Annotated in this window: 15 protein-coding genes; 7 read left to right on the top strand and 8 right to left on the bottom strand. The window is 63.5% G+C overall.

Annotated features, from left to right (window positions below; genetic code table 11):
* Window positions 1-5: 5 nt before the first annotated feature.
* The 5 genes from fliJ to fliF are packed head-to-tail and all read right to left on the bottom strand — an operon-like array spanning window position 6 to window position 5,210.
* Window positions 6-461, bottom strand: coding sequence for a flagellar export protein FliJ (fliJ, locus tag B5T_RS16895; protein WP_014995746.1), 456 nt, complete (start codon window positions 459-461; stop codon window positions 6-8).
* Window positions 458-1,816 (bottom strand): flagellar protein export ATPase FliI, encoded by a 1,359-nt coding sequence (fliI, locus tag B5T_RS16890; RefSeq protein WP_014995745.1) that lies wholly within the window; start codon window positions 1,814-1,816, stop codon window positions 458-460. The genes fliJ and fliI overlap by 4 nt, the downstream gene beginning before the upstream one ends.
* On the bottom strand, window positions 1,813-2,523 hold the full coding sequence (gene fliH, locus B5T_RS16885) for a flagellar assembly protein FliH (protein WP_041717092.1): 711 nt from the start codon (window positions 2,521-2,523) through the stop codon (window positions 1,813-1,815). The genes fliI and fliH overlap by 4 nt, the downstream gene beginning before the upstream one ends.
* Window positions 2,516-3,532, bottom strand: a complete 1,017-nt coding sequence (fliG, locus tag B5T_RS16880) for a flagellar motor switch protein FliG (RefSeq protein WP_014995743.1) — start codon at window positions 3,530-3,532, stop codon at window positions 2,516-2,518. The genes fliH and fliG overlap by 8 nt, the downstream gene beginning before the upstream one ends.
* Window positions 3,519-5,210, bottom strand: coding sequence for a flagellar basal-body MS-ring/collar protein FliF (fliF, locus tag B5T_RS16875; RefSeq protein WP_014995742.1), 1,692 nt, complete (start codon window positions 5,208-5,210; stop codon window positions 3,519-3,521). Before fliF ends, fliG begins: the two co-directional genes overlap by 14 nt.
* 265 nt (window positions 5,211-5,475) lie before the next feature.
* On the opposite strand from fliF, the gene fliE reads away from it, so the two are divergent.
* Window positions 5,476-5,793 (top strand): flagellar hook-basal body complex protein FliE, encoded by a 318-nt coding sequence (gene fliE / locus B5T_RS16870; protein ID WP_014995741.1) that lies wholly within the window; start codon window positions 5,476-5,478, stop codon window positions 5,791-5,793.
* 48 nt (window positions 5,794-5,841) lie between these two features.
* Here fliE and B5T_RS16865 read toward each other — a convergent pair whose 3' ends face one another.
* Both B5T_RS16865 and B5T_RS16860 read right to left on the bottom strand, forming a co-directional pair.
* A complete protein-coding gene (locus B5T_RS16865; protein ID WP_014995740.1) occupies window positions 5,842-6,192 on the bottom strand; it encodes a flagellar protein FlaG in 351 nt (116 codons plus the stop codon).
* A 186-nt stretch (window positions 6,193-6,378) separates the two neighbouring features.
* Entirely contained in the window at window positions 6,379-7,323 is a 945-nt protein-coding gene (locus tag B5T_RS16860; protein WP_014995739.1) for a LysR family transcriptional regulator, read from the bottom strand.
* A gap of 145 nt (window positions 7,324-7,468) precedes the next feature.
* Between B5T_RS16860 and bla the strand changes: the two genes are divergently transcribed.
* Complete coding sequence (gene bla, locus B5T_RS16855; RefSeq protein WP_014995738.1) at window positions 7,469-8,365, top strand: class A beta-lactamase; 897 nt, start codon at window positions 7,469-7,471, stop codon at window positions 8,363-8,365.
* Window positions 8,366-8,477: 112 nt separating this feature from the next.
* Here bla and B5T_RS16850 read toward each other — a convergent pair whose 3' ends face one another.
* Window positions 8,478-9,587 (bottom strand): FliC/FljB family flagellin, encoded by a 1,110-nt coding sequence (locus B5T_RS16850; protein ID WP_014995737.1) that lies wholly within the window; start codon window positions 9,585-9,587, stop codon window positions 8,478-8,480.
* Window positions 9,588-9,918: 331 nt separating this feature from the next.
* Between B5T_RS16850 and fliD the strand changes: the two genes are divergently transcribed.
* The 5 genes from fliD (at window position 9,919) to B5T_RS16825 (ending at window position 13,608) form a co-directional block, all read left to right on the top strand.
* Window positions 9,919-11,268 (top strand): flagellar filament capping protein FliD, encoded by a 1,350-nt coding sequence (gene fliD, locus B5T_RS16845; protein WP_014995736.1) that lies wholly within the window; start codon window positions 9,919-9,921, stop codon window positions 11,266-11,268.
* Window positions 11,269-11,383: 115 nt separating this feature from the next.
* Window positions 11,384-11,812 carry a flagellar export chaperone FliS gene (gene fliS / locus B5T_RS16840; protein WP_014995735.1) on the top strand — a complete coding sequence of 143 codons (429 nt, stop codon included), beginning with the start codon at window positions 11,384-11,386 and terminating at the stop codon, window positions 11,810-11,812.
* Window positions 11,809-12,225 carry a flagellar protein FliT gene (locus B5T_RS16835; RefSeq protein ID WP_014995734.1) on the top strand — a complete coding sequence of 139 codons (417 nt, stop codon included), beginning with the start codon at window positions 11,809-11,811 and terminating at the stop codon, window positions 12,223-12,225. Before fliS ends, B5T_RS16835 begins: the two co-directional genes overlap by 4 nt.
* Window positions 12,222-13,328: a flagellar hook-length control protein FliK gene (gene fliK / locus B5T_RS16830; RefSeq protein ID WP_014995733.1), complete on the top strand. Its 1,107-nt coding sequence runs from the start codon at window positions 12,222-12,224 to the stop codon at window positions 13,326-13,328. Before B5T_RS16835 ends, fliK begins: the two co-directional genes overlap by 4 nt.
* The gene (locus B5T_RS16825) at window positions 13,321-13,608 is read left to right on the top strand and encodes an EscU/YscU/HrcU family type III secretion system export apparatus switch protein (RefSeq protein WP_014995732.1); all 288 of its coding nucleotides are present in this window, start codon (window positions 13,321-13,323) and stop codon (window positions 13,606-13,608) included. Before fliK ends, B5T_RS16825 begins: the two co-directional genes overlap by 8 nt.
* Window positions 13,609-13,863: the final 255 nt, after the last annotated feature.

The raw sequence follows: 13,863 nt of genomic DNA, 5'->3' as shown, positions 1-13,863 counted from the left end.
ACTCTTCAGGTCGCTGTGCCGGGTAACCGGCGTTGGTGCAGGTTGCCGGCGATGTCATCGGTTTGCCGCCGTTCCTGGCGCTGTTCCCGATGTTGCTGCTGCTGTTGCCGCCGCGTCGCCAGGGTGTCGAACGAGGACAGCCGCTGTTGCCGTTGACGCCAATGGTCCTGGCCGGCGTCGACGGCGCGTTGTTGTTCGCGCAAGACCTGCCGCGCCTGTTCGATGGCCTGATCCAGGGAAGCCAGGAAGCGGCGGTAGGTATTCAGCGTCAATGTATCCATGCCCTGGGCCAGGGCGTCCTGTAACCGGCCGGCGTACTCATTGCGGTAATTCTCCAGCGTGGACAACTGCGCCGTGGTGTTTTGCTGGCCGCGCCGGGCTTCGGCCAGGCTGTGCCCGGCCTGGTCACGGGCCTGGCGGGCCTGCTCGATCAAAGTGTCCAGCGGCGACGACGGTGTCATGGCGGATCTCCGATCAGGTGGGTCAAGGCGCCGTGGGCGTCCTGCAGCCCGGCGCATTCGTTGATGTCCTGGCGCAGCAGCGCTTGCAGACGCGGATACAGTTGCACCGCCTGATCCAGCTGCGGATCGTGGCCGGGGCTGTAAGCGCCGACGCCGATCAGATCGCGGTTGCGCTGGTACAGGGAAAAAAGCTGCTTGAAGCGCTGTGCCCGGCGCAGCTGCGCAGTAGGTACCAGTTGCGTCATGGCTCGGCTGATCGAGGCTTCAATATCGATGGCCGGGTAATGGCCGGCTTCGGCCAGGGGGCGCGACAGCACCACGTGGCCGTCGAGAATGGCGCGGGCGGCGTCGGCGATCGGATCCTGTTGGTCGTCACCCTCGGTGAGCACGGTGTAAAACGCCGTGATCGAACCGCTGCCGGGGGCGCCGTTACCGGCCCGTTCCACCAGCCCCGGCAGCTTGGCGAACACCGACGGCGGGTATCCTTTGGTGGCGGGTGGCTCGCCGATGGCCAGCGCGATTTCGCGCTGCGCCATGGCGTAGCGGGTCAGTGAATCCATGATCAGCAAGACGTTATGGCCGGCGTCCCGAAAGCCCTCCGCCAGCCGGGTGGCATAAGCCGCGCCTTGCAGGCGCTGCAACGGCGAGGTATCCGCCGGCGCCGCCACCACCACCGCCCGGCGGCGGCCTTCGGGGCCGAGGATATGCTCGATGAATTCCTTGACCTCGCGGCCCCGTTCGCCGATCAGGCCCACCACGATGACATCGGCGCTGGTGTAGCGGGCCATCATCCCCAGCAGTACCGATTTGCCCACGCCGGAACCGGCGAACAGACCCATGCGCTGCCCCCGGCCGATGGTGAGCAAGGCGTTGATGGCGCGGATGCCGACATCGATGGGCGTGTCGATGGGCGCGCGGTCCATGGGGTTGAGCGGGGCGCTGTCGAGGCCACCGTGGGGGCAGTCGCCGAGCGCCGCGCCGCCATCCAGTGGTACGCCGTTGCCGTCCACCACCCGTCCCAACAAGGTTTCACCGAGCGGGAAACGGCGGGTGCCGCCTTCATCGGCGAGCGGCAGTACCCGGGCGCCGGGTGTCAGCCCGTGCAGTTCCGCCAGGGGCATCAGATACAACCGCTCGCCGGCGAATCCCACCACCTGGGCCTCGGCGAAACCGCGTCCGGCCAGTTCGATACGACAGCCGCTGCCGAGAGGAATACGCAGGCCCACCGCTTCCAGCACCAAACCGGTGGCCCGTACGATGCGGCCGCTTTCCCGGTAGGGGGGCGTGCTGGTCAGGCGCTGACCGACCCGTTGCAGGGTTTCGCGCCAGTGGTCGTGGTGGGCGGCGGCATTCATGTTTCGCTCTCGCGCGGTTGGCGCCGCAGTTTGGCCAGTAGCATGTCCCAGCGGCCGGCGCGGCTGGCATCCCGTTCGCCGGCGTCACCGGTGACCCGGCAGCCGCCTCGTTGCAGGTCCGGGTCGACCCGGGCTTGCCAGCCGGCGGCGGTCAGTTCCATGGCGAGATGCTCCTCCACCAGGGCCAGGTCATCCGGGTGCAGCCACAGGCGTGGATGGGCTCCCAGCTGCGGTTCCTGCTGGAGCAACTCGCGCACTAGGGACAACACCTGCTCCGGCTTGGCCGCAAGGGCCTCGCCGGCCAGTTGCTTGCCCACCGCCAGGGCCAGATCGACAAGGTCGTCGGCGATCTGACGATCCAGGGTCTGGACCGCGTTTTGAAACTGGCCGGCGAGTTCGGCCAGGGGAGCGAGAGCGGCAGCCGCTTGTTCCCGTGCCTGTTGCTCACCGTCGCGACGGCCCTGTTCCAGGCCCTGGCTATAACCCTGTTCCTGGCCGGCCTCGAAACCGGCCTGGTGTCCCTCCTGATAGGCCTGATCGCGAACCTGACGGCGCAAGGTATTCAGTTCGGCGCGGGCGTCGAAGGTCTGATCCGCCGGGCGTTGCGGTTTGGCGGCCCGTTCTCCCGGACGCTCGGACCGTGGGCGTTCCAGGTCGCCCATCCGCCAGCGTTGCCAGGAAGTCTTCGGCGCGGTCGAATCAGACATAGAGGTCGTCCCCGCCGGACAGCACGATGTCGCCGTTGTCGGCGAGACGGCGCACCACCTGCAGAATGGCTTTTTGTTCGTTCTCCACCTGCGATACCCGGATCGGACCGCTGGCCTCCATGTCCTCGCGCAACAGCGAGGCGGCACGCTGGGACATGTTGCGCAGGAATTTCTCGGTGAGCGCTTCCTCGGCGCCTTTGAGGGCCACCATCAGCGACTTGGTATCGATTTCCTTGAGCAGCAGCTGGATGCTGCGGTCGTCCAGCTCCAGCAGATTCTCGAACAGGAACATCTCGTCGATGATGCGCTGGGCCAGATCCTCGTTGTGGGCGCGCACGGTTTTGATCACCGCCTCTTCCTGGCTGGAGTTCATCAGGTTGAGAATCTCGGCGGCGGTGCGCACCCCGCCCATCTTGCTGCGCTTGAGGTTCTGACCATCGAGCATGCCGCCGAGTACCTCGGTGAGTTCCTGCAACGCCGCCGGTTGCACACCGCTGAAAGTGGCGATACGCAGTACCACATCGTTGCGCAATTTCTCGTCGAACTGCTCCAGCACATCGGCGGCCTGGCGCCGTTCCAGATGCACCAGAATGGTGGCGATGATCTGCGGATGTTCGTCGCGAATCATCTCCGCCACCACGTTGGCGTCCATCAGATTGAGCGCGTCGATACCGGAATTGCCGGCGTGCTGTTCGAAAATATCCTCGAGCAGACTGGAGGCCCGCTCCTGTCCCAGCGCCTTGACCAGCACCGAACGGATGTGATCGGTGGAACGCAGGTTGAGGGCGGCGAACTGTTCCTGCTCGTCGTAGAAATCCTCCAGCACCTGGTGCATTTCCTCGTGGGAAATATGCTTCAAGCCAGCCATTTCCTGACTAATGTCCTGCACCTCACGGGCGGACAGGTGACGGAACACCTCCGCGGCACTGTCTTCGTCCAGCGCCAGTAAAAGGATGGCGGCGCGACGGGCTCCGCTGGCGGTACGCGCGCTGCTGTCAGGTCGGCTCATTTCGGTTCATCCAGCTACGCAGAATCATGGCTACCATGGCCGGATCGTCCCGGGCCAGGTCCTGCAGGTCCTGCAAATTGCTTTCGTACATCAGGGTCTTGCGCCGCTGGCGCCGACGTCGGGCCACGGCTTCTTCCGGATCCGGATCATCGTCCTCGTCGTCGCCGACCACGGCGGAGACATTGCCCCCCGTCACCGGCTGGGCAGCGGCGGGGGTGGCGGTATAGCGCTGTATCAGCGGACGCAGGATCAGCCGGTAGAGCAGCAGGGCGGCCAGCGCCACCAGCAGATAACGGCCCAGGCCCAGCGCCAGATCCACCCACTGTGGTGATTGCCACCAGGGTCTTTCCTCGAACGGCTCGGACAAATCGGCGAACGGGCTGTTGACCACTTCCAGGCCGTCGCCGCGCTCCGCCGAGAACCCCATGGCGTGCCGGGTCAGATCGGTGATGCGGTTGAGTTCCTCGTCACTCAGCGGTGCCAGCTGGACGGTGCCGTCCTCGCCGGTTTTTTCCCGGTAGTTGAGCACCACGGCCACGGAAAGGCGTTGAATGCTGCCCTGGTGATGCTGGGTGTGGGTGATGTTGCGATCCAGCTCGTAATTGATCAGGTCGTCCTGGCGGACACGCTGGGGCGGGGCATCTTCTTCATTGCCATTGCCGTCGGCATCGTTGTTGATCGGCGAGGCGGCTTCCCCCGGCGGTGTGTTGCTGAGCGCTCCGGGGATGCCACTGGCGCCGCCGTCCGGGTCTTCATAAACGGCATTGATCCGCTTGCTGCGGATGGCCGCTGAATTGCCGTCCTGGTTCGGGCCGTAGCGTTCCTCGGTTTCCTCGCGGCGGCTGAAGTCGATCTGCGCGGTGACCTGGGAGCGGACATTGCCACGGCCAAGAATCGGCTCCAGGATTTTTTCGATGCGTTGTTGGTAGGCGCGCTCCACTTCCTCGGTATAGCGCAGGCGGGTGCCGTCCAGGTCATGGCCGGGACCGGTCTCCCGGGACAGCAGGCGGCCGCTTTGGTCCACCACGGTGACGTCTTCCGGCGCCAGCTCCGGTACGCTGCTGGCCACCAGATGGACCATGGCATTGACCTGGGCGTCGCCGAGCGCGCGGCCGGGTTGCAATGTCAGTACCACCGAGCCCTTGGCGGGCTGGCGGTCGCGAATGAATACGGAGGGTTTGGCCAGCGCCAGATGCACCCGGGCCCGTTCCACCGGACCCAGTGCTTCGATGGAGCGGGCCAGTTCGCCTTCCAGGCCACGCTGGAAGTTCACCTGTTCGGCGAACTGGCTGACACCGAACGCCTGCTTTTCCATGATGTCCAGGCCCACGTTGCCGCCTTCCGGCAGCCCTTGTTCCGCCAGTTGCAAACGCAGCTTATGCACCTGGTCGCCCGGCACCAGCAGGGCCTGGCCACCTTCACTGAAACGGTATTGCACGCCTTGCTGCTCGAGGGCGGCGATGATTCTTCCGCCGTCCGCTTCGGTGAGGTTGCTGAACAGGACGCGATAAGTCGGCGCGCTCGCCCACATCAATAGCGCGGCGACGATCGCCACCACCGCCGCGCCCGCCACCAGCAATGGAATCAGCGGATTGGCGCGCAGTCTGGCCAGCCAGGGCGTCAGTGGACTGGCCTGGCTGGCCGCCGCGTTGGCATTACCGGTGGACGCCCCGCTCATGACGGCAGGGTTCCCGCTTCAAGGCGGTGCGCGGGGCCGCGCCGGGGACGCTGTCGATGCAGAAAAACGCGATACATGATCACCCTTGCCTAACGTATGGTCTCTTGCCGGAATGGGCTCATGGAGCCTTGGGCTTTGCCATTATGCGTAGAGCGCCGCCACGCAAAGGCGAGAAAAGCCTGTCTTTTTGTCGTCAATTACCGGCATGGCCATCCGCCGCGTCTTGCTAATCTGGGTGCCATCAGGAAAACCGGAGAAAGTGACAATGAGTACGCCGGAGATTCAATCCGTACTGAGCCAGATGCGACAGCTGGCCGCCGACGCCGGCGGTGTGTCCCGTTCCGCCTCCACCGACGGAGGTGGTGGTTTTTCTGGAGAGTTGCGCGCGTCGCTGGAGCGGATCAATGGTCTTCAGCAGGCCGCCGGTGAGCAGGCCCGGGCCTTCCAGGCCGGGGATCCGAACGTGTCGTTGCCGCAGGTGATGGTGGATTCGCAGAAGGCCAGTGTGGCGTTTGAAATGGGCGTGCAGATGCGTAACCGGCTGGTGTCCGCTTATAAAGAAATCATGAATATGCAGGTGTGAGGAAGTGCATCGAGGCCAAAGCCGTCCGTTGGCAAGCCCGCTCCCACGCTACACCTCCAGCCGCAACAGCCGCCCCTTCATTTCTTCCATGCGTTGATAGGCATTGAGCGCTTCCTCCGGGGGAATCTGCCGGATCACCTGACCGCTTTCCCGGTCCACCACCAGAATGATGGTCCGGCCGGAATCATCGCTGAGGTCGAACTGCACGCCGTAAGGGCGCAATACGTCGTTGATCCGTTGTACCGGTTCCACCAGGCTGTCGCGGTCCGGTTCGGGCTGCCGGGCTTGCGAGTCGGTCAGGGGTAACTGGGCCAGCACTCGCTCCACCCTTTGGCGGGCGGATTGAAACGAAAACTGCGACGGCAAAGACGAGGCCAGCGGGTCCACCGGAGCACTCATGGCAATGATCCTTATTGGTTTTCACGGGTAGCGTTTGACGAAATTATCGGCGCGCCATGAAAAAACTTTAGAGGGAAAGGGGCGCCACTGGTGCTTTCCGACGGTACTAAATAGATTGCGACTAGGGAGCTTGCCTTGCAAGCGAATGAGCCTTCGCGCAAAAAGATTCGCCAGCAAGGCTGGCTCCTACAGCGGCTTCGTAGTCCGGTCTGAAGGAAGATGTCCGGGCGGCGCTCCGCTGGGCCGCGAATCGGTGTTCGGATGTTGCCGCAATTGCTGTTCCAGCCATTCCCTCAAGCGCCCCATGGCCGGTGTTTCTTGCCGCGATTTCAGTTTGGTCAGCCAGTAGCGGCCGGTATCCACGGCCAGCTCGAAGGGTTGTTTCACCCGGCCTTGTCCGAGCGCCTGCTGGAACATCGTCACTGGTAACAGGGCCACGCCTTCGCCGCCGGCGGCGGCTTCCAGCAGCAGGGCGGAGGAATCAAACATGCCGCCCCGCGGTGTCGGCGGCACCATGCCGGCGGCCTGGAACCAGCGCTCCCATTCATCGCGGCGAAAGGAACGCAGCAGCGGCACGCCGTGCAAGTCCGCCGGCTGCTTCAGTTGATCCGCCAGGGCCGGGGCGCAGACCGGCGACAGCGGCGCGTCCAGCAGCGGCAAAGCGTCGGTGCCGTGCCAGGCGCCGTCGCCGAAACGAATAAAATAATCCAGCCCCTCGGCAACGATATCCGCCACGTTGTTATTGGTCTTCAAACGCAAGTCTATGGACGGGTGGCGATCGCGGAAGTCGGACAGGCGCGGCAGCAGCCAGCCGATGGCGAAGGTGCCCACCACGCCAAGGGTGACCACTTCCTGAAAGCGCCCTTCCTGCAAACGGGTAACGGCGCCGCTGATGCGCTCAAAGGCGTCGGTCAGCACCGGCAGCAGGGCGTGGCCTTCATCGGTGAGCGCCAGGCCCCGGGGAAGCCGGGTAAAAAGGGTAACGCCAAGTTGGTCTTCCAGTGCCTTGACCTGATGGCTGATGGCGGTCTGGGTGACGTTCAGCTCCTGGCCGGCGCGGGTGAAGTTACACAGCCTGGCGGAGGCTTCGAAGGCGCGCAGGGCGTTCAGGGGCAGTTGCGGGACATCCATGGGCGTGGTCGGATCCTGAGGCCAAGATTTTCTCATATCTGAGTGGAGAATTGATCGTTTGTCAACGCGCCGGCGGCTTCCCATAGTAGCCGTCGCGACCGGACGGAAAGGGCCGAAGGCGCGGTAACGACAAGGAGAACGGGACATGAGCGCGGGACTGTCACGCAGAGGTTTCTTGCTGGGCTCCATGCTGGCGCTGCCGGCCATGGGACTGGCGGCGAAGACCGCCGATCACGGTAAGGTGAGCGATGCGCTGAGTCGCCGCTGCCGGGAGTGGGAGCGGCGGCATGGTGGTCGTGTCGGGGTGGCGGTGTGGCATCTTGCTACCGGCTATCGTGCCGGCCACCGCGTGGATGAGCGTTTTCTCATGTGCAGTACCTTCAAGGCACTGGCGGCGGCGCTGGTGCTGGCGCGGGTGGATCGTGGCGAGGAGAGCCTGGACCGGCGGTTGCTGGTGTCCAGGAAGGATCTGGTGGGCTGGTCGCCGGTTACCGAGAAGCGAACCGGAGAAGGGGGTATGACCGTGGCGCAGCTGTGTGAAGCGGCGGTGGCCTGGAGCGATAACGGCGCCGCCAATCTGCTGATCAAAGGCTTTGGCGGACCCGGGGCGCTGACGGAATTTCTGCGTAAAAGCGGCGATCCGGTGACGCGGCTGGACCGGCTGGAGCCGGAGCTGAACGGTTATGGCGACGCCAATAAGGAAAGCGATACCACTTCTCCGGCGGCGATGCTGGGAACACTGCACCGGCTGCTGTTTGGCGAGGTGCTGTCCGCCCAGGGACGCGCGCAACTGGCGGCGTGGATGATCGCCAACAAAACCGGTGACCGGCGACTGCGCGCCGGCTTTCCGGCTGACTGGCTGGTGGCCGACAAGACCGGTACCAGTGGCGATGAGCTGGGCTACAGCAATGATATTGGTGTGGCCTGGTCGCCGCAGCGGGGGGCGGTACTGGTGACGGTGTACTGCGAGATGCCGAAGGCGGAAGCCGGGGTGCGGGACCGGATCATCGCCGAGGTGGCGGAGATGGTGAGCGGCGAATAGAGATGTAGGCATGCCGGTGTCCGGCCACAAAAAAAGCCCCCGAAAAACGGGGGGCTGATGCGAAGGTGAGCGCAAAAGCGGCACCCGGCGAAGCGCCGGGCGCCGATAAGCATTAACCCAGCAGGGACAGCACGGACTGCGGTACCTGGTTGGCCTGCGCCAGCACGGAAGTACCGGCTTGCTGCAGAATCTGTGCACGGGTCATGTTGGACACTTCCACCGCGTAGTCGGCGTCCTCGATACGGGAGCGGGCGGCGGACAGGTTGGTGGTGGTGGTGCCGAGATTGGTGATGGCGGACTCGAAACGGTTCTGCATGGCACCCAGCTCGGAGCGCAGGGAATCCACGGTATTCAGGGCGGTGTCGAGACCGGCCAGCGGACTGGTGGAACGATCTCCAAGCAGAGTGGCGGAGTCGGAGTCGATGTTAACTTGCATGGTGCCATCATTGGCACCGCCGCCGGCGCCATCGGTAATGGCGAAGTTGCTTTCATCGACGCCGATGGCCACGGTCTCGCCATTGGCATCGGTTCCGGTAACGAACCAATTGCCTTCGGCATCCTGGGTCAACGCACCACCGGTAATTGCGCTGCCGCTATCGTTGATGGTCACGCCGGCGGCCAGAATGTCGTCCCCGGTGCCGTCTTTAAGATCACCATCGGCATAGGCTGTCAGGCTGCTGACTCCGCCTTTGACACCGTTAACATTGAAGGTGTCGAGGCTGAGCGTCTGGGAGGTGATTTCTTTCAGGTTCAGCGTAATGGCTTCGCCGTCGTTGGCGCCAACCTGGATGGTCAGGTCCTGATCGCTGGCCAGCACCTTCACGCCGTTGAAGTCGGTTTCCTTGGAGATGCGGTCGACTTCGGACAGACGCTGGTTGATTTCATCCTGAATGGAGTTCAGGTCGGACTGGGAGTTGGTGCCGTTCTGGGCCTGAACGGTCAGCTCACGAACGCGCTGAAGGTTGTCATTGACCTGGTTCAGGGCGCCTTCCGCGGTTTGTGCCGCGGAGATACCGTCGTTGGCGTTGCGCTGAGCCTGGGACAGGCCGGTGATCTGGGAGCTCATGCGGTTGGCGATGGCCTGGCCGGCGGCATCGTCCTTGGCGCTGTTGATACGCAGGCCGGAAGACAGGCGCTCCATGGAGGTTTGCAGGGCGCTCTGGGAACGGCCCAGGTTCTGCTGGCCGATCAGGGCGGTAATATTGGTGTTGATGACTGACATATCAGTGTCCTTTTGCTGGTGACCAAATCGGTTTAGCTACACCGGCGGCTCCCGTCGGGAGCGCCGCAACGGCGCGGGCCGTTACTCTGTCTTTCGGCGGCTCATCGGGGAGCTTTAGGGAGCAGATAAAAAAAAGCACCTCAGAACCCGAAGAAGCCGCCCATCAACCCTCCTAATCGACGCTTCACTTTTTGCCAGAGACGCTAAAGTCCGCTGCGGTGAGGCCGATAGCCTGAGGTAAGCGGTGAGGATTCGGGAGGCCTCTCGCCGGGGAGGAATCCGTCCCTTTAGTACCTTCCATTTCACTTTCCTGCCAGGAGAAGGAAGCACTATGGCCAGCATCGCATCTTTAGGTATTGGGTCCGGTTTGGACCTGAATGGATTGTTGGATCAACTGGAAGCCGCTGAACGGCAAAAGCTGACTCCGATCACCAATCAGGCGGCCAGCTACAATGCCAAGATCTCCGCCTTCGGCACCCTGGAGAGCGCGCTGGACAAGTTCCGTGACGCCGCGGATAAGCTGGGAGAAGAAGACAGCTTCCGTAGCGTGGCCACCAACCAGACCGGTGAATCGGTCACTTTCTCCACCGGTACGGATGTGGCGCTGGGCAGCTTCGATATCAATGTGACCCAGCGCGCCCGCGCCTCGAGTATCGCCACCCAGGGTGTGGCCGATAAGGACGCGGATCTGGGCGCGGGATCGGTCTCCATTGATCTGGCCGATGGCGAGTCCTTCGAGGTGACGTTGAGTGCGGACAAGAGTTCCCTCAAGGATCTGCGTGATGCCATCAATGACCAGAACAAGGGCGTGCAGGCCTCCATCGTCAACGATGGCAGCGGCACGCCCTACCGGCTGGTGATGACGTCGACGAAGACCGGAACGGAACAGGCGATCAGTGGCGTCAGCTTCTCCGGCGGGTTGGGTTCCGCGCTGTCTCTGGATGGTGCCTCCGAGGTGACCGCCCGCAATGCCGAGTTCACCATCAACGGCATTGCCATGCAGAGTCAGAGCAACAAGGTGGAAGACGCTATCCAGGGCGTGACGTTGAATCTGGTGGAAGAAGGCGAATCCAGCCTGGATATCACCCGGGACACGGATGCGATCAAAAAGGCGGTCAACGATTTCGTCTCCGCCTTTAATAACCTCAAGGAAAGTATCGGAAGCCTGACCAGTTTCGACAGTGAAACCGGAAAAAGTGGCGAGCTGATAGGGAATTCCACGGTGCGTCGTATCGAATCCGAGTTACGCGGAGTGCTGAGCGCCGGTGTGGACGAGGGCGATTACCGGGTGCTGGCGGACCTGGGGGTCTCCTTGCAACGGGATGGCACCTTGAAGGTGGATGACGATGAACTCGACGAAGCCATCAGCAATAATCTGGAGGGGGTGTCCCGTTTCTTTGTTGGTCGTGATGAGGACGATGGCATTATCGGCAAGCTGGACACCGCGCTGGAAGACATGCTTGAGGACGATGGCATGATCGATCGCGTCACCGAGGGTTTTCAGACCAGCATCGACAGTTTGTCGAAACGCTATGACCGCATGGAGCAGAGCATTGCCGACACGGTGGAGCGTTATCGCGTTCAGTTCCAGAAACTGGATAGCATGGTGGCGCAGATGAACGCCACCAGCAGCTATTTGACCCAGCAGTTCGACATGCTCAATGCACAGTTGAAGAAATAAAAGTTGAAGCAGTAAATATGACCCAGGAAGCTGGCGAAGCCGCGGCGTGTGGTGAACGGATAGTGGTTCCTCTGTCCATGCCGGGTTGGCTTTCCATACCAGGTTGGGAGCGCAGATGATGAACAATACCGGTGGCTATTCCGCCTTTGCACGCGGAGCCGGCGCCTACGCCAGAGTGGGAGTGGAGAGCGGCGTGATGTCAGCCAGTCCACACCAATTGATTACCTTGCTCTTCGATGGCGCGCAAAGCGCCATCCGCACCGCCCGCCTGCATTTGCAGGACGGCCGCGCCGCGGAAAAGGGCGCGGCGATCTCCAAGGCGCTGGACATCGTCAACAATGGTCTGAAGGCCGCGCTCGACCAGGAGCGTGGCGGTGAGCTGGCCGAGCGCCTGGCGGCGTTGTATGACTATGTGGCGCGGCTGCTGCTGGCCGCCAACCTGCATAATGATGATGAGCGTCTGCAACAAGCGGCGGAACTGCTGGAGAATATCGGATCCGCCTGGCGTGAAATTGATCCACGACATTCCGCGGAGGGGGTATGAGTAACCAAAACACGGACACCGTGCCGACCCCCCAAGGGGTGTTGGTAAGCTATGAGACCCTGCTTGCCCGGTCCACCCGGATGCTGGACTGTGTTCGACAGAAAGACTGGGACGCGCTGGTGGATGAGCAATCCCGCTATGTATTGGAAGTGGACCGTCTGTCCCGTATCGAGCGGGATTTGTCCTTCAATGTGGAGGAGCAGGAGCGTAAGGCGGCGTTGCTGGAGCGGATCCTCGAACAGGATCTGGAGGTGCGCCGTTGTCTGATGGCGCGCCGCGACGAGCTTGACCAATTGCTCGGCACCAGCCGTCGCCGCCAGGACCTGCATCGTACCTATCAGTCTCATTCCGCCCAGGTGGTGGACGGCCGCGCGCGCTTTCACCGCGACCCGTTACTTAAAGGCACGCCGTGAGCACCATCACGCCGTTGCTCGATACCTTGCTGCACCAGGTGCTCGGACGACGGATGGATGGACCGCCGCCAACGCCGCTCAATCAGCCGGTAACCCCCTTGGTGCCGGGGCAGGCGGTGGAGGCGCTGGGACGCGACGACCGTCTGCCGTTGGCGCCGAAATCGCCGGCGCCGACGTCACCGGGGGTGGAAGGGGCCGGCGCCCGGGATGCCGCCAAAGCCGGGGAGCGGGCGCCCTTGCCCGCGCCGGCATCGGCGCCGGACACCACGCCGGTATCCGCCAGAACCCATTTCAGCGGCGCTGCCCGCGCCATCGCCGACCTGTTGATCCGCTATCCCGCGCCGCCTTCCGGTGTGCGGCCGACGGAGCCGCTATTGCCCGGACCGCCGGTGTCCTCGGCTCCGTTGGCGGCGGCTTTACGGGGCAGCGTGGAGCACAGTGGCCTGTTCTACGAATCCCACCTTGGCGAATGGTTTCGCGGTGAGCGTCCGCTGGCAGCGTTGCGGTCGGAGCCACAGATGCGGCTTGCCCCCGGGGCGGCCTCTGTCACCTCCGAGCCCGCCACGGCGCCGGCGCCACCGCCGACCAGGGGGCAGGAGGGCATGATGAATGCCGGCGGCGGAGAAATGGAAGGGGGGACGGAAGGGGAGCCGCGAGTGGCCGCGGCGGGCGGCCACCGTGGCCCGGCCGGCGTGGAAGAGAGTGTGCAGCCCGTGGTGCGCCATCAGTTGGAGTTGTTGGCGACGCCGGTGTTGCGCTGGGAAGGCGACCTTTGGTCGGGGCTGTTCGCCGCGTTGCTGATCCTGGCCCCGCCACGGGAATCCCGGCCTGACGCCGACGCTGAACACCCGGACCGTTCCGGTGAGGAGGAGGGACCGTGGCAGTCGCAATTGGAGGTGCGTAGCGAAGCGCTGGGTGAGATCCGGGTCCAACTGCGGCTGCACGGCGGCCACCTGAATCTCGAATTGACGGCGCCGCGACCGGACACCATGGCGCGTCTGAGTGAAGGGCAGCCGGTGCTGCGGGATCGCCTCGAGGCTCTGGGGCTGCAGGCCACCATCAAGGTGGTGAATCGTGATCCGGAGCAAGACGTCGATGAGTGAGAGGGGGGATGCGCCGCGCCGCCGGGCGGTGGCTTTGGCCTATCGGGAAGGTGACGGCGCTCCGAGGGTAATGGCCAGGGGCTACGGCGACGTGGCCGAGCGGCTGGTGGAAGAAGCCCGCCGCCACGGCGTCTTCGTTCATGCCGCGCCGGAATTGGTGGCCTTGTTGATGACCGTCAATCTGGACCAGCGTATTCCCGAATCCCTGTACCAGGTGGTGGCGGAGTTGCTGGTCTGGGTGCAACAACTGGAACAGGGTTCTCCGGGCGAGCAAAGATAAAGGCAGCCGGTTCGCTGCCGTTTCCCGCATTCTCCCGTCTCTATCCCGCAAGAAACCGAAAGTTTGAAATAATTCAAAAGTGGTATGTGAAATCTGTCACTATTTTGGTACTTTAGTGTGATGCTCGTCACGCTAAAAGCTTAGTCGTGGCTGTACGTCGCGGCCCAGGAGCCTGCCGGAACAACACTATCACCGGCGCTGACGAGCAGGCTCCCGCCGCCCATCGAAACGATGCCGGCGGGCAAGACTGATGGA

The organism is Alloalcanivorax dieselolei B5, assembly GCF_000300005.1.
GTDB lineage: Bacteria > Pseudomonadota > Gammaproteobacteria > Pseudomonadales > Alcanivoracaceae > Alloalcanivorax > Alloalcanivorax dieselolei.
The sequence above is the reverse complement of the archived record's forward strand: the minus strand, read 5'-3'. Positions and strand labels throughout refer to the sequence as shown.

Bases quoted from the DNA above. Each gene is read 5' to 3' on its own strand.
- fliJ (WP_014995746.1), bottom strand. From the start codon at position 461: ATGACACCGTCGTCGCCGCTGGACACTTTGATCGAGCAGGCCCGCCAG.
- fliI (WP_014995745.1), bottom strand. From the start codon at position 1,816: ATGAATGCCGCCGCCCACCACGACCACTGGCGCGAAACCCTGCAACGG.
- fliH (WP_041717092.1), bottom strand. From the start codon at position 2,523: ATGTCTGATTCGACCGCGCCGAAGACTTCCTGGCAACGCTGGCGGATG.
- fliG (WP_014995743.1), bottom strand. From the start codon at position 3,532: ATGAGCCGACCTGACAGCAGCGCGCGTACCGCCAGCGGAGCCCGTCGC.
- fliF (WP_014995742.1), bottom strand. From the start codon at position 5,210: ATGAGCGGGGCGTCCACCGGTAATGCCAACGCGGCGGCCAGCCAGGCC.
- fliE (WP_014995741.1), top strand. From the start codon at position 5,476: ATGAGTACGCCGGAGATTCAATCCGTACTGAGCCAGATGCGACAGCTG.
- B5T_RS16865 (WP_014995740.1), bottom strand. From the start codon at position 6,192: ATGAGTGCTCCGGTGGACCCGCTGGCCTCGTCTTTGCCGTCGCAGTTT.
- B5T_RS16860 (WP_014995739.1), bottom strand. From the start codon at position 7,323: ATGGATGTCCCGCAACTGCCCCTGAACGCCCTGCGCGCCTTCGAAGCC.
- bla (WP_014995738.1), top strand. From the start codon at position 7,469: ATGAGCGCGGGACTGTCACGCAGAGGTTTCTTGCTGGGCTCCATGCTG.
- B5T_RS16850 (WP_014995737.1), bottom strand. From the start codon at position 9,587: ATGTCAGTCATCAACACCAATATTACCGCCCTGATCGGCCAGCAGAAC.
- fliD (WP_014995736.1), top strand. From the start codon at position 9,919: ATGGCCAGCATCGCATCTTTAGGTATTGGGTCCGGTTTGGACCTGAAT.
- fliS (WP_014995735.1), top strand. From the start codon at position 11,384: ATGATGAACAATACCGGTGGCTATTCCGCCTTTGCACGCGGAGCCGGC.
- B5T_RS16835 (WP_014995734.1), top strand. From the start codon at position 11,809: ATGAGTAACCAAAACACGGACACCGTGCCGACCCCCCAAGGGGTGTTG.
- B5T_RS16825 (WP_014995732.1), top strand. From the start codon at position 13,321: ATGAGTGAGAGGGGGGATGCGCCGCGCCGCCGGGCGGTGGCTTTGGCC.